Raw genomic sequence first — 23,479 nt, 5'->3', positions numbered from 1 at the left:
TACTCAGGCTTTCAAGGTCGTTTCTGATAAGTAGATACCAACAGAATTCGATGTCGGAGTTACTGAGAGACTGACCCGTTTGTAATAGTAGGTCACAACTGTTACGCCTTCCTCAACTGTACCAGTTTCAGCAGTATCTACTCTAGTAAATTGATATGGTACGGGGTTTTCTTCAATAGTGACTGGTTTGGTGTAAACATAGTGCTGGACATAGTAAACCTGACCATTACTTATCTCAAACTCAGGAGTTACAACTCCGTCTTGGGTCACTACATTAGAAATATGATAGGTTTCTGGCTCATTTGGCTCTCTAGACGCAGTGACAGATGAACTTTCAACTAGCTGAGCTGTCCCTATATCAAAGCCTCTTTCTGCTGCATATCGATTGCTCAAGAATCTACCATCCAACTGAGGATTAGAAAGTGGGATATAAACATCCAGGGTTTCAGCCACAGCTGCAGCTTCACCATTTACAATCGGGCTGATTTGACCTGTCAAGGTGTTGAGAGCCTCTAATGGTGTAACCCGCATAGTGGCAATCCGTGAATTGTTTAAATCTCTATCTGCAGTGGTGTCGTATTGGAGATTGGTTGGCTCTGTCGTCACCTGGGTGTCTACTACCTTACCAGTATAGTCCTTGGTAGTTGTGGTTGTCTCGATTGCTACAACCCCTTCAGCAACCGTTGAACCAGTTAAAATTTCTTGGCCAGTACTTTCATCTACATAACGTGTGATGACTTTACCAGTAATCTCACGCTTGCTTTCCTCAACTGTATTGGCAGGCTTGACTGATTCTACAGGCAGAACCTCTGGTTCAATGTGTTGGATAATTGGTTTCACTTCTACAGCTTTTGGTTTGTAATAGTAGGTTATGGTCTTAACTTCTTGATTGCTGTTTCCGACTTCTTGCCCCTCTACACGACTAAATTCGTACTCCGCTTCAGGTATAAGGGCCTTAGAAGGTCTTGTATAGCTATAACTATAATCTGTATAATCTCTTGTCCCGTATATTGTAGTGTTGTTGCCACTGCCAATTTCTTCAATTTTTTGAGAAGCTTCATCAAATCCTTCTTTACGGACATAATCGAGAGTTTCAGCCACGTTGTCAGGATCAGCTGGGTTGGTTGGCGAGTAGATACGCACGCGGCTGGTCAAATGATCTAGTAGACCTTGGGCAGCATTATTTTCTACCTGGCCAGTTTGCTGGGTTTCAGGGTTGATCCAATCTGTCGCCTTAGTCCGTTTTTTAGCAATTTCCACTTCTTTGACAATCTTATCAGCTTCTGTGCTATATTCAAAGCTAGCTGAACTGCTCGAAGTCTGAGAATCTACTGTATTACCGAGAGCATCCTTGGTCACTGTCGTCGTCTCAAGAGCAATAACCCCTTCTTTAACGATGGATTCTGGAACAATTTCCTGACCTGTCACTTCATCAATATAGCGCGTTACTACTTTCCCCTTGATTTCGCGTGTAAACTCTTCAGTCGTATTTGGTACTTTACGATAAATGTACCTGATATTGGTTTCTCCTGGCAAGACCTTGCCTGATACCTCTCCAGTGACAGTAGCAAATTCGTACAATGCACCCTCAAATTCAATACGATCTGGTCTTAGATTAGTAGCATCATAGCTTGCATTGGTTTCACGCTTGGTTTCTACAATATTTGAAACCCCATCAGTAATAGTTTCAGTACGTTCGGTCAAGCTTACAATGGTATTGACCAGAACTTTTGCTGGTGCAAGGACCTTACCTGTCTCATCCTCAAAGTGTACATTTACTGTACCGGTTTCTAAGATTGGTTCAAGTTCTTTGCGGGTAATGACAGGTTGAACAAGCTTACGGTAAACATAAGTAACTTCTGTGTCGCCAGCTACTACTTTACCAGTTTCATTTCCTTTAACAGCGACAAACTCATAGGTCTCGCCATTGTACTCCAGAACAGCTGCCTTAACTGCCACTGCATTATAGGTTGCATCGCTGACGACTTTATTTTCTTTCATTTCTTCAACACCGTCAGTGGTTAGCTTGGTGCGGAAGGTTGTGGAAATAACGGCATTTACCAGTTCTTTAGAAGCAGCTAGTTTATTGCCAGCCTCATCGACATAATGAACAATAACCTTACCGATTTCTTGGATTGGTTCAAGCTCTTCACGAGTGACAAGAGGTTGAACAAGCTTACGGTAAACATAAGTAACTTCTGTCTCACCAGCAACAACTTTTCCGGTCTCATTTCCTTTAACAGCCACAAACTCAAAGGTCTCGCCATTGTACTCCAGAACAGCTGCCTTAACTGCCGCTGCATTATAGGTTGCATCGCTGACGACTTTATTTTCTTTCGTTTCTTCAACACCGTCAGTGATTAGCTTGGTGCGGAAGGTTGTGGAAATAACGGCATTTACCAGTTCTTTAGAAGCAGCTAGTTTATTGCCAGCCTCATCAACATAATGAACAATAACCTTACCGATTTCTTGGATTGGTTCAAGCTCTTCTCGAGTGACAAGAGGTTGAACAAGCTTACGATAAACATAGGTTACATTTGTTTCACCAGCAACAACTTTACCAGTTTCATTTCCTTCAATAGCCATAAACTCATAGGTAGCACCATTGGACTCCAAGCTGGTCGCCTTAACAGCTGCAGCGTTGTAAGTAGCATCGCTAGCTACTTTGTTTTCTTTAATTTCTTCAACACCGTCAGTGGTTACTTTAGTACGGAAAGTTGTCGAAATGATTGCATTTACCAATTCTTTCGAATCTGCAAGTTTATTGCCAGCCTCATCAACATAATGAACTGTTACCTTCCCAATTTCTTGGATTGGATCAAGCTCTTCACGAGTTACGACAGGTTGAGTTACTTTACGGTAAACATAGGTAACTTCTGTTTCACCTGCCACTACTTTGCCTGCTTCACTACCTTGAACAGCCACAAACTCGTAGGTTTCACCATTGGACTCCAAGCTGGTCGCCTTAACAGCTGCAGCGTTGTAAGTAGCATCGCTAGCTACTTTGTTTTCTTTAATTTCTTCAACACCGTCAGTGGTTACTTTAGTACGGAAAGTTGTCGAAATGATTGCATTTACCAATTCTTTCGAATCTGCAAGTTTATTGCCAGCCTCATCAACATAATGAACTGTTACCTTCCCAATTTCTTGGATTGGATCAAGCTCTTCACGAGTTACGACAGGTTGAGTTACTTTACGGTAAACATAGGTAACTTCTGTTTCACCTGCCACTACTTTGCCTGTTTCACTACCTTGAACAGTCACAAACTCGTAGGTTTCATCATTAAACAAAATAGTATCGACTTTAAGTGCAGTAGTATCATAGTCAACCTCAGTAGGTACAGTGTTTTCTATGACTTTCTCTACACCATTGATTGTCACTTTAGTACGATAAGTGGTGGAAACAACTGAATTTACTAGCTCTTTGGAATCAGCTATTGTGTTTCCGTTTTCGTCAACATAGTAAACTGTTACCTTCCCTTTGTTCTCCTGTGACTCAGCTTTCAAATCTGCTGAGGTTAGAGTATTTGGACTTGTAGGTGTTTCTGCAGGTACAGATGCGATTTCTGGGTAGTATCCAACATATTCCCAACAAGTATCTGTTGCTGGTTTATAAGTGAAGCGAGAATTAAGTTGAAGGGTTACATTTTCAACCAAGTCAAGGAAGGTAGTTGAATTGGCAAGAACCGGACTAGAAACTCCTACACCTCCTGCAACTAATAGTGCAATCGCAACATGTTTACCTGTTTTACGGTTCTTAAACAATAAGTATCCGCCTAATGTTAACAATCCTAATCCAGCAATGGCAATAGTTTTCGAGCCTACAGAACCTGTCTTTGGCAAAATAGACTGAACAGATTTTGCAGGAATTCCAGTTATCTTCGATACTGTTTGCGCAACAGTTGACGGTGTTTGAGGTTTTGGTGTGACCGTTACCTTTGGAGGAACTGGAACTTGGGTTTCAACTTGAGGTGTGATTGGAACACTCGGAACTTGTGGCTCAACTTGTGGTGTGATTGGAACACTCGGAACTTGTGGCTCAACTTGTGGTGTGTTTGGAACACTCGGAACTTGTGGCTCAACTTGTGGTGTATTTGGAACACTTGGGATTTGTGGCTCAACTTGTGGTGTATTTGGAACACTTGGGATTTGTGGCTCAACTTGTGGTGTGATTGGAACACTTGGGATTTGTGGACTAGGTGTCGGAGTATTAGGGCTAGGAAGATTAGGAACTAAGGATGGTGAAGTTGGAATAAGCGGTTGTTCCGGCTCTGGATCTACAGGAACAACTTGGCAACTACCAGAATGTTTATATACAGCAACAAAACCTGTGATCCATTCAAAGTTTCCTGTATCAGGATTGATCCAAGAAACTTGTTCATCAATCTTTCCTGATTTAATTCGCGCTTTTTGTTCTGCTGTTAAATCATTGTAATCCACTCGGCTAATCGTCGTATCTATGGTCCGATTGGTTTGAACCGCTTCAGAAATACTAGTTTCGTTTGCAGAGATCAATGATGATCCAGCAAGTACACCAACTGTACCCAATAGAGCAACACCAAGACCTTTGACAGCCTTGTGTTTACGAAAACCATACCTATGTTTCTTTTCCATGATTCTTCCTCCTATTAAGGTTTGAAATACTGATACCGTTTACATCGCCATTATATCACTTAATAATAATATATACAAACAATATATACAAATAATATTAGAATAATCTATTAAAAAATCCTATTCTCTATATCTGTATTTTCTTGATAGTATCACTGTATTTTTCAAACCGATAAGTTCGATATTATTGTTCTGGAACCGAAAAATAGCAAGGACAAAAAAAGCAGGGGAGCCCTGCTTTTAACGATTATTTCAATACTAGTGATGCGGCACCAAGGACACCAGCATCATTGCCACGAGTTGCCAAGACAATCTGCGTGCTTTCCTTGATTTGTGGGAAGCTATTTTCAGCAAAGACCTTGCGAACACCGTCTAACAAGAAGTCACCTGCTGCTGATACACCACCACCCAGGACAATGTAGGCTGGATTAAGGACTGCAGCAATGTTAGCACATGCCACACCTAAATACTCAGAGAAGTGACGGTAGACAATGAGTGCTAGGTCATCTCCTTCTTTTGCCAAGTCAAAGACATCTTTAGCCGTCACATCCTGACCGTCATCAATCATCTGTTTGAGTTTTGCCTCACCGGCGTATTGGTCTGCATAGCGACGGCTGAGGTTGACAATACCTGTCGCAGAAGCTACGGTTTCCAAACAACCTTTTTTACCACAGGTACAAGCAAACGGAGCTTCAAAATCAACTGTGATGTGTCCTAACTCACCTCCTGCTCCCTTTACACCACGAATGAGGTTTCCAGCTGCAATGACACCACCACCAACACCAGTTCCAAGGGTCATAAAGACAACATTAGGATTGTTGTTCCCGGCACCAACCCACTGCTCACCGAGGGCTGCTACGTTGGCATCATTATCGATAAAGAATGGCAAACCAAGTGCCGTTTCAAACTGTTCTTTGACCAGCTGCAAGGTCTTCCAGTTGAGGTTATAGGCACCGATAACAGTACCAGCTTCACTATCGACGACACCAGGGGAGCCCATGCCAATTCCTAGGAAATCGTCCTTGGTTAAACCATGAGTTTCAAACCGCTGCTTGATACTGTCAATAATATCAGGAACAATGTGACTTCCTTCATCCAAAATATTTGTCTTGATAGACCATTTTTCTTGAATCTCACCATCAGTCGTCAGAATTGCCAACTTAACAGATGTACCACCTAGGTCAATACCAATAATTTTTTTTGCCATATTGTTCTCCTTGCGTCTATATTTTCTTTATTATACCACAACGCAAAGGTTTGCGTAAAGCCTTTTCATATATTTGTACGAACAAAAATTTTGCCCTATCGGAAGAGATAGAGCAAAATCAAAAATTGAATATGTAAAATAAAGCGACCAATGGAAAAGAGCATAACTGTCGTAAAATTGCTACCTTCCTTGGTTCCATTATAGAGAAAAAGAGTGGAGATGAAGGTAAAGCCCATAGCAAAGCCCACCATTTGTACATCGTGATAGGCCTGACTGTAAAAATAGAGTGAAACAGCTAGCAAGAGCATGGATAAAACCGTCAAGATTAAGCGCAAAGCATTCATTTTTTTGGTCATAAAATAGCTATAGAGGGCTGCACCCAAGGTCACCAAGAGATAGATGACCATATATGACATGACAAGAACTTTCATCTAGCCCTCCAGTTCGCTCAGATACTCATACCGCTCATATTTTTCCAAGAGCAGGTCGTTCTTCTCATCCAATTCCTTCTGCAAATCGGACAATTTTGTAAAATCACTGCCACAGGTTAGCATTTCCGCCTCGATTTCCGCAATCCGCTCCTCCAAGCCAGCAATATCCTCTTCGATGGTCGCCCATTCCTGCTTCTCAAAGTAAGACATCCGCTTCTTGGTTTCTTTTACTTTCTCGGATTTCTCCTTTGGTTTTTCCAAGGAAATGGCAGAGCTGGAAGTCAGAAAGGCCTTCTCATCCAGATAGTCAGTGTAGTTGCCAAAGAAGGTCTGAATGCAGTCGTCTTCAAAGGCCAAGATTTTGTTAGCCACCTTGTCCAAGAAATAACGGTCGTGACTGACGGTAATGACCGGACCAGCAAAGCCCTGTAAGAAATGTTCCAAGACTGTCAGAGTCGCTATGTCCAAGTCGTTGGTCGGCTCATCCAGTAAGAGAACATTGGGCCGTTGCAAGAGGATTTTAAGCAAATAAAGTCGCTTCTTCTCTCCGCCGGATAACTTTTCAATCAGGGTACCATGGGTATTACGTGGAAAGAGAAATTGCTCCAAGAGTTCTGCGATAGAAACCATACCAGATGTCGTCTTAGCTTCTTCTGCCACTTCCTGTAAGAAATTGATGACCCGCTTGCTTTCGTCCAAGCCCTTGATGGTCTGAGAAAAATAACCGATACGGATGGTTTCACCAATATCTACCTTACCGCTGTCTGCTTGTAAGTCACCTGCAATCAGATTGAGCAAAGTGGATTTTCCTTTTCCGTTATCACCAACAATGCCAATACGATCCTTGTTTTGAATGAGCAAGTTAAAATTAGATAGAATTGGCTTGTTTGGATAGGAAAAGCTGACGTTTTCAAAGTTGATAACTTTTTTGCCGATACGAGAGGTTTCAAAATTGATTTCCAATTCGCTATCGTCTATCTTGTTGGCTAAATCGCCTTTGAGGTCATGGAAACGATTGATGCGGGCCTGTTGCTTGGTGGCACGGGCCTGAGGCTGTCTGCGAATCCAGGCCAACTCTTGTTTGTAGAGCTGCTCTTTCTTATGTCGAAGGGCGGCATCTCGCTCGTCCTGCTCCGCCTTCAAGCGAACATAGTCCTGGTAATTGCCCTGATATTCGGTCAAGCTAGCACTGTCTAGTTCGAAAATCCGTGTCGCCACATTGTCCAAAAAATAGCGATCGTGGGTAATAAAGAGAACAGATTTCTTGGTATTTTTCAAGAAAGTTGTCAACCATTCAATGGTATCAATGTCCAGGTGGTTAGTCGGTTCATCCAGCAAGAGCAAATCCGTATTGCCAAGGAGGACTTGAGCCAACTGCACCCGTCTGCGCAGACCGCCTGACAACTCGGTAACGGTCTTGTTAAGTTCTGTTAAGCCAAGTTTGGACAGAACGGTCTTGACCTGGCTTTCAATTTCCCAAGCGTTGAGAGCATCCATCTCAGCCATCACCTTTTCTAGTCTGGCTTGACTGCTTTCATCATAGTTTGACAAGAGCCGTTCATATTCACGGATTAACTGGGTTTCCCGTAAATCCGAAGACAGAACAGTATCTAAGACAGTTTGGCTTTCATCAAATTCAGGTTCTTGGGTCAGATAAGAAATTTTATAGGCATTCTTAGTCTGGAAAGGGGACACATCGCCATCAAAACCGATGCGACCTGACAAAACATCCAACAAAGTCGTCTTTCCAGTACCATTGACACCAATAATTCCGATACGGTCACCTTGGTGGATGATAAACGAAAGGTCTGCAAAAACCGTCTTATCACCGACAGACTTGGTCAAGTGTTCAACGATAAAATCACTCATTATCTAATCTCCCTTTTACAAATGCCATAATGACTTCGACTTCATTTGGTAATATTCCTTCTACGATTTCGTACTCGACCTGTTTGAGTAGGCTTCCCAAAACTGGACCTGGTTTGAGATCAAATGCCTGCATCAGATGTCCTCCATTGACCACAATTTCATGCTTGTCATGGATGGTCAGGGATTGATCAATGCGGTCAATTCCATCAAAATCCGTAGCCGAGCCCTGTGCCTGACGGACTTCTTCTACCAAGTACAAGAGGTCTTTGCCATACTTGAAACAGATTTGCTTGGTGACAGGTCCTGCTTGGCGAAGTTGGTAAATTTCTACCAGTTTAACCACAGTGCGTTGAAAATCATTGCTGGTTTTCCATTTTTTCAGGAAGGACTTGATGTTCTCGATACCTAGGCAGACAAAGAGCATGGCCCAAGCCTGTTCAGAAGTCGAAAATCGAAAGTCCTCTGCCAAACTGGTCAGCATGGTTTCAAGTTTTTCTCCCTTTTCTACTAGGTCAGGCAAGAAATCATAAGCCTTGGAATCAATCATAGCGCGCAAGCCTTTTCGCCAAAAATCCGCCATCAAAAGTTTATCAAACTCGATAAAACTGCGTTCTACAGAGATTTTTTCCAAGAGCGGTGCGGTTTCAACCATGGCTGTAAATGTCGTCGGCTCAATCTCAAAGTCCAAGGTCGCCGCAAAGCGAAATCCACGCATGATACGGAGGGCATCTTCGTTGAAACGCTCAGCAGGGATGCCTACAGCCCGCAGGGTGCGATTTTCCAAGTCGGTCATCCCATCAAAGAGGTCGACAATCTGTGCTTCTTCATCAAGGGCAAATGCATTGACCGTGAAGTCCCGGCGTTTGAGGTCCTCTTCCAAGGAACGCACAAAAGAAACCTGACTAGGTCTGCGGAAGTCCACATACTCCTCCTCCGTCCGAAAGGTCGTGATTTCATACTCTTTGCTGCCTTCTAAGACCAAGACAGTCCCATGCTCAATCCCCACATCAATGGTCCGCGGGAAAATCTGCTTGGTTTCTTGGGGATAGCTAGATGTCGCAATATCGACATCGTGAATAGGCCTGCCCAACATAGCATCCCGTACGGAGCCACCAACAAAATAAGCCTCGAAGCCAGCTGCTTTAATTTTCTCTAAAATCGGCAAAGCCTCCTGAAACTCAGAAGGCAGATTGTTTAATTTCATAATAAGTGTTCCAAACCATAAACGAGTTGTGAGCGTTTGACTACCTCTTTAATGCCAAGGTTGACACCGCCCATAAAGGAAATACGGTCGTAAGAGTCATGACGAATGGTCAAGCCTTCTCCTTGTGCCCCAAAAATCACTTCCTGATGGGCAACAAGGCCTGGCAAGCGTACTGAGTGGATACGGAAGCCATCAAATGCTGCCCCACGAGCTCCAGCAATCAGTTCTTCTTCATCTTCTGCACCTTGATCCTGTGACTGACGGACTTGGGAAATGAGTTCGGCCGTTTTGACAGCCGTACCACTCGGTGCATCCTTCTTCTTGTCATGGTGTAATTCGATGATTTCAAGATTTGGGAAATACTTGGCTGCTTGAGCTGCAAATTGCATAAGCAAGATTGCTCCAATCGCAAAGTTAGGAGCAATCAAGCCACCCAAGCCCTTCTCAGCAGACAAGGCAGTCAATTCTTCAATTTCATCTGGGGTAAATCCCGTTGTTCCAACCACAGGAGCAAAGCCGTTTTCCAAGGCAAAACGAGTGTTTTCATAGGCAAATTTTGGCGTTGTAAAATCCACCCAGACATGAGCGTCTAGGCCAACCACTTCTTCTTTTTTCTTGAAAACAGGAACACCATCCACTTCTGTTTCTGTCGCAAATGGGTCTACCAAGGCAGCCAGAGTCAGTTCTGCATCACCCTTGACCATCTCAACAGCGGTTGAGCCCATTTTCCCTTTAAATCCTGCGATAATTACCTTAATTGTCATGCAAACTCCTATTCAATGATGGGAGAAATACCAAAGGCCACTGCCCCTTCTCCCAAATGCGTACCAATGACTGAACCAAATGATACGATTGGCAAATCACTACCCACTCCTGCTTCTTCTAACTGTTGTTTAAAGTTTTCAGCTTTTTCAGGTGCGTTGGCATGAATGATGGCAATTTGGTAGTGACCATTTTTCGTTTGTTCTTGAAGAATTTCTAACAAGCGCTTGATAGCCTTTTTCTCAGTCCGAACTTTTTCATAAACTTCAATCTTACCTTCATCTGTGAAGTATAAAATTGGCTTGATACTCAAGAGATTACCTAACAAGGCTGCACCATTAGACAGGCGACCACCTTTTACTAGGTGATTAAGGTCATCGACCATAATAAAGGCTGTGGTCTTGCCAATTTCTTGGTTCAATTTGCCAATAATTTCTTCAAAGCTCTGACCTTCATCGGCCCATTTGAGTACATTTTCAACCATCATACCTAAAGGTGCTGAAGTTATTTTTGTATCTGGGAAGGTAACCGTCAGGCCTTCATATTCTTCTGCCAGATACTGGATATTTTGGTAAAAACCGGAAATACCTGACGATAAGAACAAGCCTAGCGCGTGCGTATAGCCTTTTTCTTTCAAACTTGTCAAAATATCGTCTAACTCCATCAAACTTGGTTGGCTGGTCTTTGGTAAATCCTTTGATGAGGCCATTTTTTGATAAAATTCCTCAACGGTCAAATTTTGACCTTCGATATAATTGACACCATCAATGTTAACTGGAATATTTAAGACAAACAAGTCCTCGCGTTCTATCCCTAAAACAGCCGATGAGTCCGTAATAACTGCTAATTTCATATTAAAACTCCAAATTTACACCTGGTGCATCAAAAGCAATTTCTGTAACATCATAGGTCATGCGTTTCAACATATCCAATAGTGGCTCAACTAATGTCCGTTTTTCTTCCTCTGTAAATTCTGTCGGTTCATTGACGTAACGACCCTGAAGATGAACGGCTTGGCTCATAGCACCAGAAATAACAAAATGGTTCAAAACAATGATGAAACGCAAAATAGTAATCATTGATGTTTTATTTTCTTCTTCATTGCGTTCAAGTAGTTGGAAATCAACATTTAATTTCGTTTCTGGAACCCCATTTTCCTTTTCCCAAGCATGATTGCGGGCATCAAAGTGATACTGATTGACAAATTCTTTTTCGCGAATGATTTCCATGTCTAATTTCTCCTATAAACAATACTATGCTTATTATATCACAGTTCAAGGGAGAATTGGGAAAAAATAAAAGGAAGAAGGCGAAAATACTATCTTTCAACTTCTTCCCAAAAGGTAATGAGAATTGACCTCGGTCAATCTGTAAATATGAAGGAGGTAAAACTATCCGTTAATCCGACATAGGCTTTCAAAATAGAATCTTTCAAACCTTGGCGATTAAATCCTGCTTGCTTATTCTTAGCGGCCTGATAATCTTTATCAACTGCCTCCGCCATCAGCCTACTCAGCGTTTCAATATTATCTATTGTTTCAGTCTGACCATTGAAGCTAATCGTGATGGCTTTCAGTCTATCCTTCTTATCCCAGCGTTCTTTATACATAGCTTTTTTGAAGCTTGCATAATCCGTAAATTGTCCAGCAAATATTTTTTCAAAAATAAACTGATCAGATAGTAGACGACCTGCCGCCTCTGCTTCCGCTTTTAGCTTGTCTGTTGCATAAGGAATAAAGCCTTCTTCCCAACCTTTTGCTGCTAATAGCTCCAAGGCCGTCTTACGGAATTGTAAACCACCAACAGTACCACTATTATTTTGCAAGCCTGCATAAATCGGATAATAGAGCGGTACGAAATAATAGTTCTTCAAATTTTCGCGTAAATAGTCTTGTTCCAGCAAAAGTGAGGATTTAGCAACTAGTGCATGGTCAATCGCATCGTTGATAGTGGTAATGTTCAAGTTAGCCAGTTCCTCATTACTCAATTTCCTAATACGATCATGAGTGTTTTGGTAGTTTAAAGACTGGCTGACAGTTGCTTCATTGGCTGGGACCAACTCTATCTTGTTAAAGAAGTAAGGATAAGCCTCTTTCCCCTTAGTGGCAATGGCTTGGATTTCGACTGCATCCAAGAGGTAGGTCACATCAAAGACTCCTTTTAGATAGGTTTGTAAATCCTCTTTTGTTTTGAAGCGACTACTTGAAACATTGTGTGGGGTATTTGGACTATGTTCATTCATGAAATTAAAGCCATAGTAATAAATACCTCCACCAGCTGATGACTGCAACAAGCCCATAGCATAGGATTCTGCATCTTGACCAGGACGACGCTTATGACCATCCAACATGATGGTTTCATCATAGTTATGGACCAATTCATGACTCATAGTTGAATCCCCTAGATCAGATAACATGTCCCGATTTGAAAATTTCACAAAGGTTACTGTATCTGAAAAGGCACTATCTCTTGATTGTCTATGCCATTCATTCAAGGCACCTGCCAACTCCTGAACATAGCGGTATTCCTGATCATATTTACCAGCCCACCGCCGTTTATCAGCATGGTCTTCAAATGCATTTGAATCCTTGATCCAGTAACCATCCCAAATTTCAGTTGAGCGTTGGATAAACTTATCTCTCAGATTAGAATCTGCCATTTGATACCACATATCCAAAAAGTCACCTAATCGTTTCCCGTGTTTCGGTATCAAACTTGTCTGTACTGTCTTAACTGCTTGGTAATATTGTTCTGGATTGGTCTTTTTCAAAGCCGTATCCACATATCTTCCATAACCACCAAAGGCTACTGTTGCCATTGAGCTCATTACGAAAATATCATCCTTCTCCTTGATATTCAGCAATGGCAAGTAGTATTTTTCATAGCGTGGAATACGTCCCAGATGACTATATAGACTGGTGTCAATGCTCGAGTTTGCATTGGATGGAATTTCATAAACAAAGGCATTGGTCGCTTCTTTAAACCACTTCCTTGAATCAGTTTCTCCCAAGAACAATTTCTTATTGTATTCCAAGAAATCACGAACTGTTCCAAATTGACTAGAGAGTGCTCCAAAACGTTCCTTATGAATGGCTGCATTATTGGCAAGTGTTAATCTGTCAAAATACATATCTTCGTAGCCTTTTTGCGAAACATAGAACTGATCATCATGCTTGGTGAGTTTATCCGTAAATGACCTCAACCAGCCTAAAGTATCTAATTGACGCTTATAGAAATCCGCATGATGGAGCACAATATTCTTGATATTGGTATCTCCATATTTAATGCCATATAGCCTATTGAGATAGGCAAGGGCGAACATAATTTTTTCTTTATCTGCCAAGAATTCTTTTTTAATGACATCCCTGACAGCCTTGCTTGTGGTATCAACCACCTGTCTATTTGCCAACAAACCTTTGATATGGCCCTCGAGATTGGCTTTGACTTCTGCAAAGGACTCATCTAAATACAAGTCTTTTAATTTGGCTTGTTTATCTGATGTTTGGATATGCAAGATGTTAGCCATCTTTTCGCTGTAAAGTTCAACCTGTGAAAATGCCGCCACTAGCTCATCGATGAGGCTAGATTCCAGAGATAGTAACTGTTCCGGTGTATAGAGGAGTTGATCACCTAAACGATATTCCACAACCTTGGTGTTGCCATACTCACCCTTAAACACTAGGGGTAGTATTTCTGAAGTTCCGTCCTCAAAATGGATCAGCAATTTATTCAAGGAAGTATGTTGATCATAGATATTTGTTACTATGCCATCCTCAGTCAAGGTAAGGACAGATCGGATAGGTTTGCTGTAGAGGTTGCTTGTTTCATCAATCAAGTTCCCATATTTAACAATCGTATTCCGATCATAGAAAGGCAACAACTTAGCAGTGTTTTCATAGGCAGTTCTTCGTTCAGCCTGAGCATGTTGAACCTGGTTATAATCGATAGTCTGCACTGAATTCGACTGACTGTCGGTAGTTTCCTGTCCTGTCGTGGTTGGTGGTGTTGGAATTCCCCATGCCTTGATTTTCACTAATACGGCTTCTTGAGAAAGGCTTGTAGACTGAATAGCAGGATTTGGTTGCCCTGCTGCATGACCTTCAACACTATAGAGATTGCTTATGGTGGACCATACTGTAGCAGATTGAGTTTGACCCGAAGCGATGATGCCGCCATTTGTAACAGATGCACCTGTTGCTATATTATTCAAGAAAGACATTCTAGCTAAGCCAACCACACCACCTGTGTCAGCAGTTTCTGTCGCATGGATATTTCCAGTGACATAGGAATTTTTTATCACAGCAGCTTGCGCGTTTGCTACAATTCCTCCAATTCCTTGTCCACGTCCACTTGCAGTTTTGGCATCAATCGTAACATTAGCCCGCACCTTATCAATGGTTGAATTATTTAAAATCCCTGTAACACCACCCATATGATAAGCTTCATGACTTGCTATATTGCTCAGGTTGACATTAACAATGGAATTACTAATGGTTGTGCCGTTTGTGGCGTTATAGACAATGCCAGCAATATTTTGTTTGGCAGTAATATTTCCTGAAATAGAAACCTTATCGATGATAGACTTGTCTGATTTTTTAGCTAGAGCAGCTACTGCTGTTTGATCATTTACAATGGCCACATCTTTTAAGGAGATATTTTCGACCCTAGCATTCTTAAGAGTGCTGAAAAGCGGTCTATCTAACTGTAAGATCGAGTAGGCCTTTTGCCCACCTAGGCTCTTCAGACTTCCAGTAAATTCTTTGGTAACGTAGGTGTCAGTCGAAACCTCCTTATCAACAACCATATCAGCAGCTAGATAATAAGTTCCACTAGGATTGTTATTGATAGCATCTACTAATTCACTAAATTTACTGTAGGCCCCCTCTTGCAAGACAAGTTTATCAATCATAAAGGTATGATTTTTATCAAAACCATTATTATTCTGGTTAAACTTAACCAATTTCGGATGAATAATATTGACCATAATCCCCTTGTCAGCATTCTCAAAGCTATCAACTGGAAGATAAATATCTTTGTTGTTTACAGTAGAAATCTTAACAAGGTAGTTTTCTGAAGAAATTGGAGCGCTAGTCAAGGCTGTAATCCTTGTTTTCTCGCCAAATTCATCAACTTGATACAGCTCAATACTATTGTAAGATCGAAATTCCAGCAACTTATTCTCTAGTTCAAATTTTTCTGTTCTGAGCTCTTCTTCCACATCATCATTACCTAAATTATAGGTAAATCGTGTTTTTACTTCATAGTCAGTGTTCAGCAGCAAGTCGGCAAATGGAACCTTGTATAGCTCTTCTTGTGTTAGAATTTCTTTTTCTGTGACTAATTCATCCCCTTTGTATAGAGATACCATAGCCTTGACAAATGTAGAATCATTGTCTATCAGAGTATAGCTTACTTCTACACTCCTATCATCTACATTTTCTTTAAGAATTGATAAAACTAACTCCGGTTTGGTTTTAATAGGTTCTTCTGGTTCTTCCGTAACTGGAGAACTTGGGACTACAGGCTCTGTTGGTGCCTCGGGTAGAACTTCGGCTTCTGTTGATGGTGGGACGGGAGCTTCTGGCTCTTCAGTAACTGGAGCAACTGGGACAACGGGATCTGTAGCTTCCTCAGGTAGAACCTCGTCCTCTGTAACTGGTGGTGCCGGAGTTTCTGGAGCTTCCGTAGCTGGAGAACTTGGGACTACAGGCTCTGTTGGTGCCTCGGGTAGAACTTCGCCCTCTGTTGATGATGGCGCCGGAGTGACGGGAGCTTCTGGATCTTCAGTAACTGGGTCACTTGGAGCGACGGGATCTGCTGGTTCCTCGGGTAGAACTTCGGATTCTATTGATGGTGGAACGGGAGCTTCTGGCTGTTCAGTAACTGGAGTAACTGGGACTACAGGCTCGGTTGGTTCCTCGGGTAGAACTTCGGATTCTGTTGATGGTGGGACGGGAGCTTCTGGCTGTTCAGTAACTGGAGTAACTGGGACTACAGAATCTGTTGGTGCCTCGAGTAGAACGTCAGCTTCTGTTGATGGTGGAACGGGAGCTTCTGGCTCTTCCGTAGCTGGAGAACTTGGGACTACAGGATCTGTTGGGTCCTCGGGTAGAACTTCGGCTTCTGTTGATGGTGGAACGGGAGCTTCTGGTTCTTCCGTAACTGGAGAACTTGGGACAACTGGATCTGTTGGTTCCTCGGGTAGAACTTCGGATTCTGTTGATGGTGGAACGGGAGTTTCTGGTTCTTCCGTTACTGGGTCACTTGGAGCGACGGGATCCGTTGGAGTTTCTGGAAGAACTTCGGCCTCTGTTGATGGTGGAACGGGAGTGACGGGGGCTACTGGTTGTTCCGTAACTGGAAAACTTGGGACAACTGGCTCTGTTGGTTCCTCAGGTAGAACTTCAGATTCTGTTGATGGTGAGACGGGAGTTTCTGGAGCTTCTGGCTGTTCAGTAACTGGGGCACTCGGAGCAATTGGGACTACGGGACCTGTTGGGTCCTCGGGTAGAACCTCGTCCTCTGTTGATGGTGGAACGGGAGCTTCTGGCTGTTCAGTAACTGGGGCAATTGGGACAACGGGATCTGTAGCTTCCTCAGGTAGAACCTCGTCCTCTGTAACTGGTGGAACGGGAGCGACGGGATCTGTTGGTTCCTCAGGTAGAACTTCGGATTCTGTTGATGGTGGAACGGGAGCTTCTGGATCTTCAGTAACTGGGGCAATTGGGACTACGGGCGCTGTTGGTTCCTCAGGTAGAACTTCGGCTTCTGTTGATGGTGGAACGGGAGCTTCTGGATCTTCAGTAACTGGAGCAACTGGGACTACAGGCTCTGTTGGTTCCTCGGGTAGAACTTCGTCCTCTGTTGATGGTGGGACGGGAGCTTCTGGCTGTTCAGTAACTGGATAACTTGGGACAACGGGCTCTGTTGGTGCCTCAGGTAGAACTTCATCTTCTGTTGATGGTGGAACGGGAGCTTCTGGATCTTCAGTAACTGGATAACTTGGGACAACGGGCTCTGTTGATTCCTCAGGTAGAACTTCGGATTCTGTTGATGGTGGAACGGGAGCAACTGGGACTACAGGCTCTGTTGGTTCCTCGGGTAGAACTTCGGATTCTGTTGATGGTGGAACGGGAGTTTCTGGTTCTTCCGTTACTGGGTCACTTGGAGCGACGGGATCAGTTGGGGATTCTGGAAGAACTTCGCCCTCTGTTGATGGTGGGACGGGAGCTTCTGGATCTTCAGTAACTGGAGTTACTGGAGCAACTGGGACTACAGGCTCTGTTGGTGCCTCAGGTAGAACTTCATCTTCTGTTGATGGTGGAACGGGAGCTTCTGGCTGTTCAGTAACTGGGGCAATTGGGACTACGGGATCTGTAGCTTCCTCAGGTAGAACCTCGTCCTCTGTAACTGGTGGTGCCGGAGTGACGGGAGCTTCTGGCTCGTCCGTAACTGGGGCAATTGGGACAACTGGATCTGTTGGTTCCTCAGGTAGAACTTCGGCTTCTGTTGATGGTGGAACGGGAGTTTCTGGCTGTTCAGTAACTGGAGCAACTGGGACTACAGGCTCTGTTGGTTCCTCAGGTAGAACTTCATCTTCTGTTGATGGTGGGACGGGAGCTTCTGGCTCTTCCGTAACTGGGGCAATTGGGACTACGGGCGCTGTTGGTTCCTCAGGTAGAACGTCGTCTTTTGTTGATGGTGGAACAGGAGCTTCTGAATGCTTAGATATTCCCTCAACCAATGTATTTGGCAATATCAATTCGCTTGACGACTTCTGTTCACCAACATTTGCTTCTGTTACTGTGATTGTTTCAGAATTTACATCCCCTTCTAAAATAAAACCTACAAATTCATGCTGATCTATAGAAATCACTGCTTGTGGCAAAGCTTCACCTATGGCAAGGGTAAATTGCTTATCGAAACCAGAGAGGCTACCTGTAGAAATTGCAGCCACTGAAAGACTACCTGTAGCAGTTAAAATAATCAGACTTCTAACAATTCGTTTTTTCCTATCTTTTGTAAGAGATAGACCGATAATCAATAGCCCTAAACCAACCAGACTACTTGTAAAAGTCGGGATATCTCCTGTTTGAGGCAAATTTGTCTTTGGACGATAGACCATATAGTAAGTATGGGTATCCCCAACCTGCCTTGCTGGAATGGTCGCTTGAATTCGTGCCTTCTCATCTGATGTCAGTTCCGAATAAAGGACATACTTATAGGAGATCTGTTCTCTTGCTACATTTGTATGAGCAAGAGCAGTCAATTCTGCTTTCATAGCCAAATTTGGTACAAAAAATAAGGCAGCAGTCATACCAATAATAACTGATGCAACGCCTCTATTAAATTTACGAATAGAAAACTTATTTTGCTTTTCCTTCCAAAACATATGAAGCTCCTTCGTTTATTTCTTCTTACTTAAAAGTATAGCATATTTCTCTAATAATATACTGTTTTAAAACAAATAAAATATCTCAATATACTATATATGATATTCTTTACATAATTATTTATATTTTAATCTAAATACAGAATTTTCCAGATAAAAAAACCTTGCCCGAAGACAAGGTTTTAATCTTATTTAGCTTGACGAAGAGCTCCGTAGAGAATACCTGAAACTACTGCACCAATCAATACATAAAGGATGTAAAGCAATGGATTTGAAGTCAAAGCGATAACGAAGATTCCACCGTGTGGAGCCATCAATTGGATACCTGACAAACCTACCAAGGCACCTGCAAGGGCAGAACCTGCGATAAAGCTTGGGATTGCACGAGCTGGGTCAGCCGCACCAAATGGAATGGCACCTTCAGTGATGAATGACAGACCCATAACAATGTTTGTCAAACCTGAGTTACGCTCTTCTTGCGTGAACTTGTTCTTGAACAAGAGAGTTGCTACAAAGACTGCCAACGGTGGAACCATACCACCTGCCATAACTGCCGCCATGGCAACAGAACCACCGTCTGCAACAGTAGCTGCAAGGGTACCCGTACCGAAGACATAGGCTGCCTTGTTAACTGGACCACCCATATCGACTGCCATCATACCACCGAGGACAAGTCCAAGGAGAATAGCAGAGCTACCTTCAAGACCAGCAAGGAAGTTGTTCATGCCAGTGTTAATTGCAGCCATTGGGATGTTGACAAAGAACATCAAGAAACCAGTGATTGCTGTTCCCAAAAGTGGCAAGAGCAAGATGGCATTCAAACCTTGGAGTGATTTTGGCATGTTACGCAAAGCATTACGAAGAACAAGAACTACACCACCAGCAAGGAAACCACCTACAAGAGCTCCCAAGAAACCAGATGATACTCCAGCAAGGGCAAGGGTTTCTTCACCACCAGCTGCATAAGGGATTTTACCGAAAGCAAGACCGCTGCTAGCGATTGCACCAGCTACGAAACCTGCAACCAAACCAGGTTTTTCAGCGATTGAGTAAGCAATGTAACCTGCAAGGAGTGGCAACATAAAGCCAAAGGCTGCTCCACCAATCTTCATGAACATAGCAGCAATTTCGTTGTATGAACCAAGATTTCCGAGTTGATCACTTGGAACACCTAGTAAATTATCAAATAAGAAGGCAAGGGCAATCAAGATACCGCCACCGATAACGAATGGCAACATTTGAGAAACACCGCTCATCAAGTGTTTGTAGAATGCTTTACCAAGGCTGAGTTTTTCTGAAGATTCCACAGTAGCTGCTCCTTCTGTTGCTGTATAAGCTGATGCTTTTCCGTCCAAGATGATGTTAATCAATTCTTCTGCTTGTTTGATACCAGCAGCAACTGGACGAGATACCAATGGTTTACCATTGAAACGAGGCATGTCAACAGCCTTATCTGCTGCGATGATAACGCCCGCTGCTTTCTTAATGTCTTCAGCAGTTAGTTTGTTTCCAACACCTGATGCACCATTTGTTTCAACCTTGATATCAACTCCCATTTCAGCGGCTTGCTTCTTAAGAGCCTCTTCTGCCATGTAGGTGTGGGCAATACCTGTTGTACATGCTGTAACTGCAACGATAAATGGACGGTCGCCACTTGGAGCGGCAACAACTTCTTCAGCCGCTTTATCTGCTACTTCTGCTGTATCGAAGACTGCAATCACTTCTTCAGGATTTGTTGCCGCACGAAGTCTATCAGCAAATCCAGCTTTCATCAAGTATTTAGACAATTCCGCAAGGGCAGCCAAGTGTGTATCGTTAGCACCTTCTGGAGCCGCAATCATGAAGAACAAGTCAGTTGGCTGACCATCAAGGCTTGCGTAGTCAACGCCCTTGTTTGATTTAGCAAAGAGAACCGTTGCCTCTTTGACAGCCGCATTCTTAGCGTGTGGCATTGCGATACCGTCACCAAGTCCTGTTGTCGTTTGTGCTTCACGGTTCATGATACCTGTTTTGAATACATCAAAATCAGTTACATAACCTTTATCTACCAAGCTAGCAATCATTTCATCGATGACTGCTTCCTTGCTTGTTGCTTGCAAATCAAGCAACATGACATCTTTTCTCAAAACGTCTTGAATTTTCATAGTGTTTCTACCTCAACTTTTTCATAAGTTTCCTTAATAAATTCGATACTTGCCAAATCATCTGAAAAGGCTGTTGCCGTACCGCAAGCAACTCCCCACTTGAGAGCTTCGATCGGGTCTTGTGAGCGAACGTATTCGCCAGTAAACCCTGCCACCATGGAATCTCCAGCTCCGACAGAATTTTTCACTGTTCCCTTGATAGGTTTGGCAAAGTAGGTTGCTGTCGGAGTAACCAACAAGGCTCCGTCCCCTGCCATAGAAATGATAACATTCTGAGCTCCCATATCTAAGATTTTCTTAGCGTAGGTTTCAATGTCAGCTATCCCCTTCAATTCAACATTGAAAATAGCTTCCAACTCGTGGTTATTTGGTTTAACCAAAAGCGGTTGGTAAGCAAGTGAATCCAGAAGAGTTTGCCCTTCGAAGTCACAAACTACTTGAGCCCCTGCTTTTTTAGCCACTGGAATTAGCTTATTATACACTTCATTTCCAAGGCTAGCTGGTGCTGAACCAGCAAAGACAACTGTATCATCTTTAGTCAAGCCAGCCAAAACCATTTCTAGTTCTGCCAACTGTGTATCTGTCACAATCGGACCTAAACCGTTGATTTCTGTTTCTTGGTCGGCTTTGATTTTCACGTTAATCCGCGTATCTTGGTCCACCTGAACAAAATCGGTATCAATGCCTTCAGCAACCAATCCATCTTTGATGAACTGACCGGTAAAACCGCCTAGAAATCCTGTCGCTGTGTTTGGATAGCCTAAACGCTTCAAAACACGACTAACGTTAATTCCCTTACCGCCGGCATACTTATCGTCGCTCTCCATACGATTGACACTGCCTGTTTCAACTCTATCAAGTCGAACAATGTAGTCAATAGCTGGATTGAGCGTAACAGTATAAATCATACCTCGATTACCCTCGTTTTCTCTTTTATGATGTCCAACAAACTGCTCTCCGAAGATTGACAGATAATATTGGCTTTTTCGATGGCTGCAACCTTGGCAAAGGAGAATTGACCAATCTTCGACGCATCCGCTAGAACATAGCTTTCTTTTGCATTGTCTATGATGGTACGTTTGATGGTCGCTTCTTCAATGTCTGGCGTTGTAAAGTAGTTTTTATCAATACCATTCATTCCCAGAAAGGCCTTATCAAAATTGAGCTGTCGAATTTGTTCCAAAGCCATGGCACCTACTGAAGCATCGGTTGATTGTTTAACAAAACCACCTATAATAATGGTCTTTATCTTGCGTTCAACCAACTTGACAGCATGGTGAATGGAATTGGTCACGACTGTTAGATTTTCCTGTTGGAGATAGTCAATCAAGACACCGGTTGTCGTCCCTGCGTCTACAAAAATCACATCGCCGTCCATGATTAACTGTGCTGCTCTTTCAGCAATCATCCGTTTTTCTTGAACGTTTTTGACAGATTTTTCCAGAATGGATTCTTCCAGTTGCAAATTAGCTGGTGCTTCCGCACCGCCATGTACTCTTCGAAGTTTTCCTTCATTTTCTAACTCGTCCAAATCCCTACGAACAGTGGATTCAGATGTTGCTAGAATGTCAACCAATTCTTCCAAGCGGACAAATTGTTGTGCTTGAATGCGTTCTAGTATGACTTGCTTGCGTTCTGATTTGAGAATGTCCAACACCTCCTGCAATCGTTTACAAAAACCATTATACACTAAAAACTATCATTGTCAATCATTTTCTGGCAAAATCTTTCAAAAAATGTCAATTTTCTTCAAAAAAAGAACAATCTCTTACGAAATTGCCCCCTTTTCTATCATTGATTTGACCATCTCTTTAAGCATTGCCATCTCTTCTGGACGTCCAACGGACAGGCGAATATATCCTGCTAATTTCCCTGTTGGATAGTACTTGAAATTCCAATCTTTTGCTAAGGCTTGTTGATGAAACACTTCTGCCCACGGCGCCTTAAAGGTCACAAAACTGGTCTGACTTGGCAGGACATGACAATCTTCTAATTGTTCTAAAAAAGCAATCATTTCTTGACGCAGTTTGACAATTGTTTCAACCGTTTCTGTTACTTTATCTTTGTAATCCAAGGCAACTGTAGCCATATGAGCCGTTAAGTTGGATAGACTAAAAGGTGGAATGACCTTGTCCAATTCATAAATAAGCTCTTCACTTCCAACCGCAAAACCAATTCTTAAGCCTGCTAGACCAAAAGCCTTGGAAAGTGTACGCAAGACCAAAACATTCTCATATCCTTCAAGGCGACTGATGAAACTTTCAACTTCCGCAAATTCAATATAGGCCTCGTCAATAACCAGCAATCCCTTGAAAGAAGTCGCAAACTTTCCAAATCTTCCATAGAATAGGCAACCGATGATGGATTATTTGGGTTGGAAATCATGAGAATTTTTGCATTGGTTTCCTGAGCACGCGCCAACAAGTTCTCAACTGGCAAAAACAAGGTCCCATCTTTCTCTTCCAAGTCAATAGCTTCAAACCGACTGCCGTGCATCTGGTTATAGGTTTCATACATGAAGAAATCAGGATTGACCGTCAAGAATGTATCATCCTTCTCCATAAAGGTGGAAACAATCATATGAATGAGGTGGTCAGAGCCAACTCCCACCGTCACCTGTTTGGGATTCACTCCAAGATAGGCCGCATATTTCTCAATCAACTCTGAGTATGTATTGTCACCGTAAAAGCTCAATTGACCAACTTCTAAGCTCTCTAAGGTCTTTTGCGGTAAAAAGGACCAATCAATAATGCGATTTTCATTATTTCCCAAGTCAAATCTAGCCTTATGTTTTATTTTATAAGGTTGGTAGTCTTCAAATACCTGACGTTTCATAATTTTCTCCTTTGAACATGA

General features: G+C 42.7%; 12 protein-coding genes and 1 pseudogene. All 13 read right to left on the bottom strand.

Annotation, left to right across the window (positions count from 1 at the left end):
* Positions 1-3: 3 nt before the first annotated feature.
* The 13 genes and pseudogenes from C1G49_RS03105 to C1G49_RS03045 all read right to left on the bottom strand — a co-directional run bounded on the left by C1G49_RS03105 (position 4) and on the right by C1G49_RS03045 (position 23,458).
* Positions 4-4,614 carry a MucBP domain-containing protein gene (locus tag C1G49_RS03105; protein WP_105124571.1) on the bottom strand — a complete coding sequence of 1,537 codons (4,611 nt, stop codon included), beginning with the start codon at positions 4,612-4,614 and terminating at the stop codon, positions 4-6.
* Positions 4,615-4,861: 247 nt separating this feature from the next.
* Positions 4,862-5,821 carry an ROK family glucokinase gene (locus tag C1G49_RS03100; RefSeq protein WP_105124570.1) on the bottom strand — a complete coding sequence of 320 codons (960 nt, stop codon included), beginning with the start codon at positions 5,819-5,821 and terminating at the stop codon, positions 4,862-4,864.
* A gap of 95 nt (positions 5,822-5,916) precedes the next feature.
* Positions 5,917-6,252 carry a hypothetical protein gene (locus C1G49_RS03095; RefSeq protein WP_105124569.1) on the bottom strand — a complete coding sequence of 112 codons (336 nt, stop codon included), beginning with the start codon at positions 6,250-6,252 and terminating at the stop codon, positions 5,917-5,919.
* Positions 6,253-8,121, bottom strand: coding sequence for an ABC-F family ATP-binding cassette domain-containing protein (locus C1G49_RS03090; RefSeq protein ID WP_105124568.1), 1,869 nt, complete (start codon positions 8,119-8,121; stop codon positions 6,253-6,255).
* Positions 8,114-9,325, bottom strand: a complete 1,212-nt coding sequence (locus C1G49_RS03085) for a CCA tRNA nucleotidyltransferase (RefSeq protein ID WP_105124567.1) — start codon at positions 9,323-9,325, stop codon at positions 8,114-8,116. The genes C1G49_RS03090 and C1G49_RS03085 overlap by 8 nt, the downstream gene beginning before the upstream one ends.
* The gene (dapB, locus tag C1G49_RS03080) at positions 9,322-10,089 is read right to left on the bottom strand and encodes a 4-hydroxy-tetrahydrodipicolinate reductase (RefSeq protein ID WP_105124566.1); all 768 of its coding nucleotides are present in this window, start codon (positions 10,087-10,089) and stop codon (positions 9,322-9,324) included. Before dapB ends, C1G49_RS03085 begins: the two co-directional genes overlap by 4 nt.
* An 8-nt stretch (positions 10,090-10,097) precedes the next feature.
* The gene (locus C1G49_RS03075) at positions 10,098-10,940 is read right to left on the bottom strand and encodes a DegV family protein (protein WP_105124565.1); all 843 of its coding nucleotides are present in this window, start codon (positions 10,938-10,940) and stop codon (positions 10,098-10,100) included.
* Between the two features lies 1 nt (position 10,941).
* A complete protein-coding gene (locus C1G49_RS03070) occupies positions 10,942-11,316 on the bottom strand; it encodes a DUF1149 family protein (RefSeq protein ID WP_105117059.1) in 375 nt (124 codons plus the stop codon).
* 134 nt (positions 11,317-11,450) lie between these two features.
* Entirely contained in the window at positions 11,451-18,479 is a 7,029-nt protein-coding gene (locus C1G49_RS03065) for a ZmpA/ZmpB/ZmpC family metallo-endopeptidase (protein WP_105124564.1), read from the bottom strand.
* Positions 18,480-18,667: 188 nt separating this feature from the next.
* Entirely contained in the window at positions 18,668-20,623 is a 1,956-nt protein-coding gene (locus C1G49_RS03060; RefSeq protein WP_105124563.1) for a PTS fructose transporter subunit IIABC, read from the bottom strand.
* Positions 20,620-21,531 carry a 1-phosphofructokinase gene (gene pfkB, locus C1G49_RS03055; protein ID WP_105124562.1) on the bottom strand — a complete coding sequence of 304 codons (912 nt, stop codon included), beginning with the start codon at positions 21,529-21,531 and terminating at the stop codon, positions 20,620-20,622. Before pfkB ends, C1G49_RS03060 begins: the two co-directional genes overlap by 4 nt.
* Positions 21,528-22,277, bottom strand: coding sequence for a DeoR/GlpR family DNA-binding transcription regulator (locus C1G49_RS03050; RefSeq protein WP_105124561.1), 750 nt, complete (start codon positions 22,275-22,277; stop codon positions 21,528-21,530). Before C1G49_RS03050 ends, pfkB begins: the two co-directional genes overlap by 4 nt.
* A 114-nt stretch (positions 22,278-22,391) precedes the next feature.
* Positions 22,392-23,458: pseudogene (locus tag C1G49_RS03045) on the bottom strand (pyridoxal phosphate-dependent aminotransferase).
* Between the last annotated feature and the right edge of the window lie 21 nt (positions 23,459-23,479).

The organism is Streptococcus suis (assembly GCF_002960625.1).
Classification (GTDB): domain Bacteria; phylum Bacillota; class Bacilli; order Lactobacillales; family Streptococcaceae; genus Streptococcus; species Streptococcus suis_T.
Note: the sequence above shows the minus strand (reverse complement) of the source record. Positions and strands in the feature narration are given on the sequence as shown.

Bases quoted from the DNA above. Each gene is read 5' to 3' on its own strand.
- C1G49_RS03105 (WP_105124571.1), bottom strand. From the start codon at position 4,614: ATGGAAAAGAAACATAGGTATGGTTTTCGTAAACACAAGGCTGTCAAA.
- C1G49_RS03100 (WP_105124570.1), bottom strand. From the start codon at position 5,821: ATGGCAAAAAAAATTATTGGTATTGACCTAGGTGGTACATCTGTTAAG.
- C1G49_RS03095 (WP_105124569.1), bottom strand. From the start codon at position 6,252: ATGAAAGTTCTTGTCATGTCATATATGGTCATCTATCTCTTGGTGACC.
- C1G49_RS03090 (WP_105124568.1), bottom strand. From the start codon at position 8,121: ATGAGTGATTTTATCGTTGAACACTTGACCAAGTCTGTCGGTGATAAG.
- C1G49_RS03085 (WP_105124567.1), bottom strand. From the start codon at position 9,325: ATGAAATTAAACAATCTGCCTTCTGAGTTTCAGGAGGCTTTGCCGATT.
- dapB (WP_105124566.1), bottom strand. From the start codon at position 10,089: ATGACAATTAAGGTAATTATCGCAGGATTTAAAGGGAAAATGGGCTCA.
- C1G49_RS03075 (WP_105124565.1), bottom strand. From the start codon at position 10,940: ATGAAATTAGCAGTTATTACGGACTCATCGGCTGTTTTAGGGATAGAA.
- C1G49_RS03070 (WP_105117059.1), bottom strand. From the start codon at position 11,316: ATGGAAATCATTCGCGAAAAAGAATTTGTCAATCAGTATCACTTTGAT.
- C1G49_RS03065 (WP_105124564.1), bottom strand. From the start codon at position 18,479: ATGTTTTGGAAGGAAAAGCAAAATAAGTTTTCTATTCGTAAATTTAAT.
- C1G49_RS03060 (WP_105124563.1), bottom strand. From the start codon at position 20,623: ATGAAAATTCAAGACGTTTTGAGAAAAGATGTCATGTTGCTTGATTTG.
- pfkB (WP_105124562.1), bottom strand. From the start codon at position 21,531: ATGATTTATACTGTTACGCTCAATCCAGCTATTGACTACATTGTTCGA.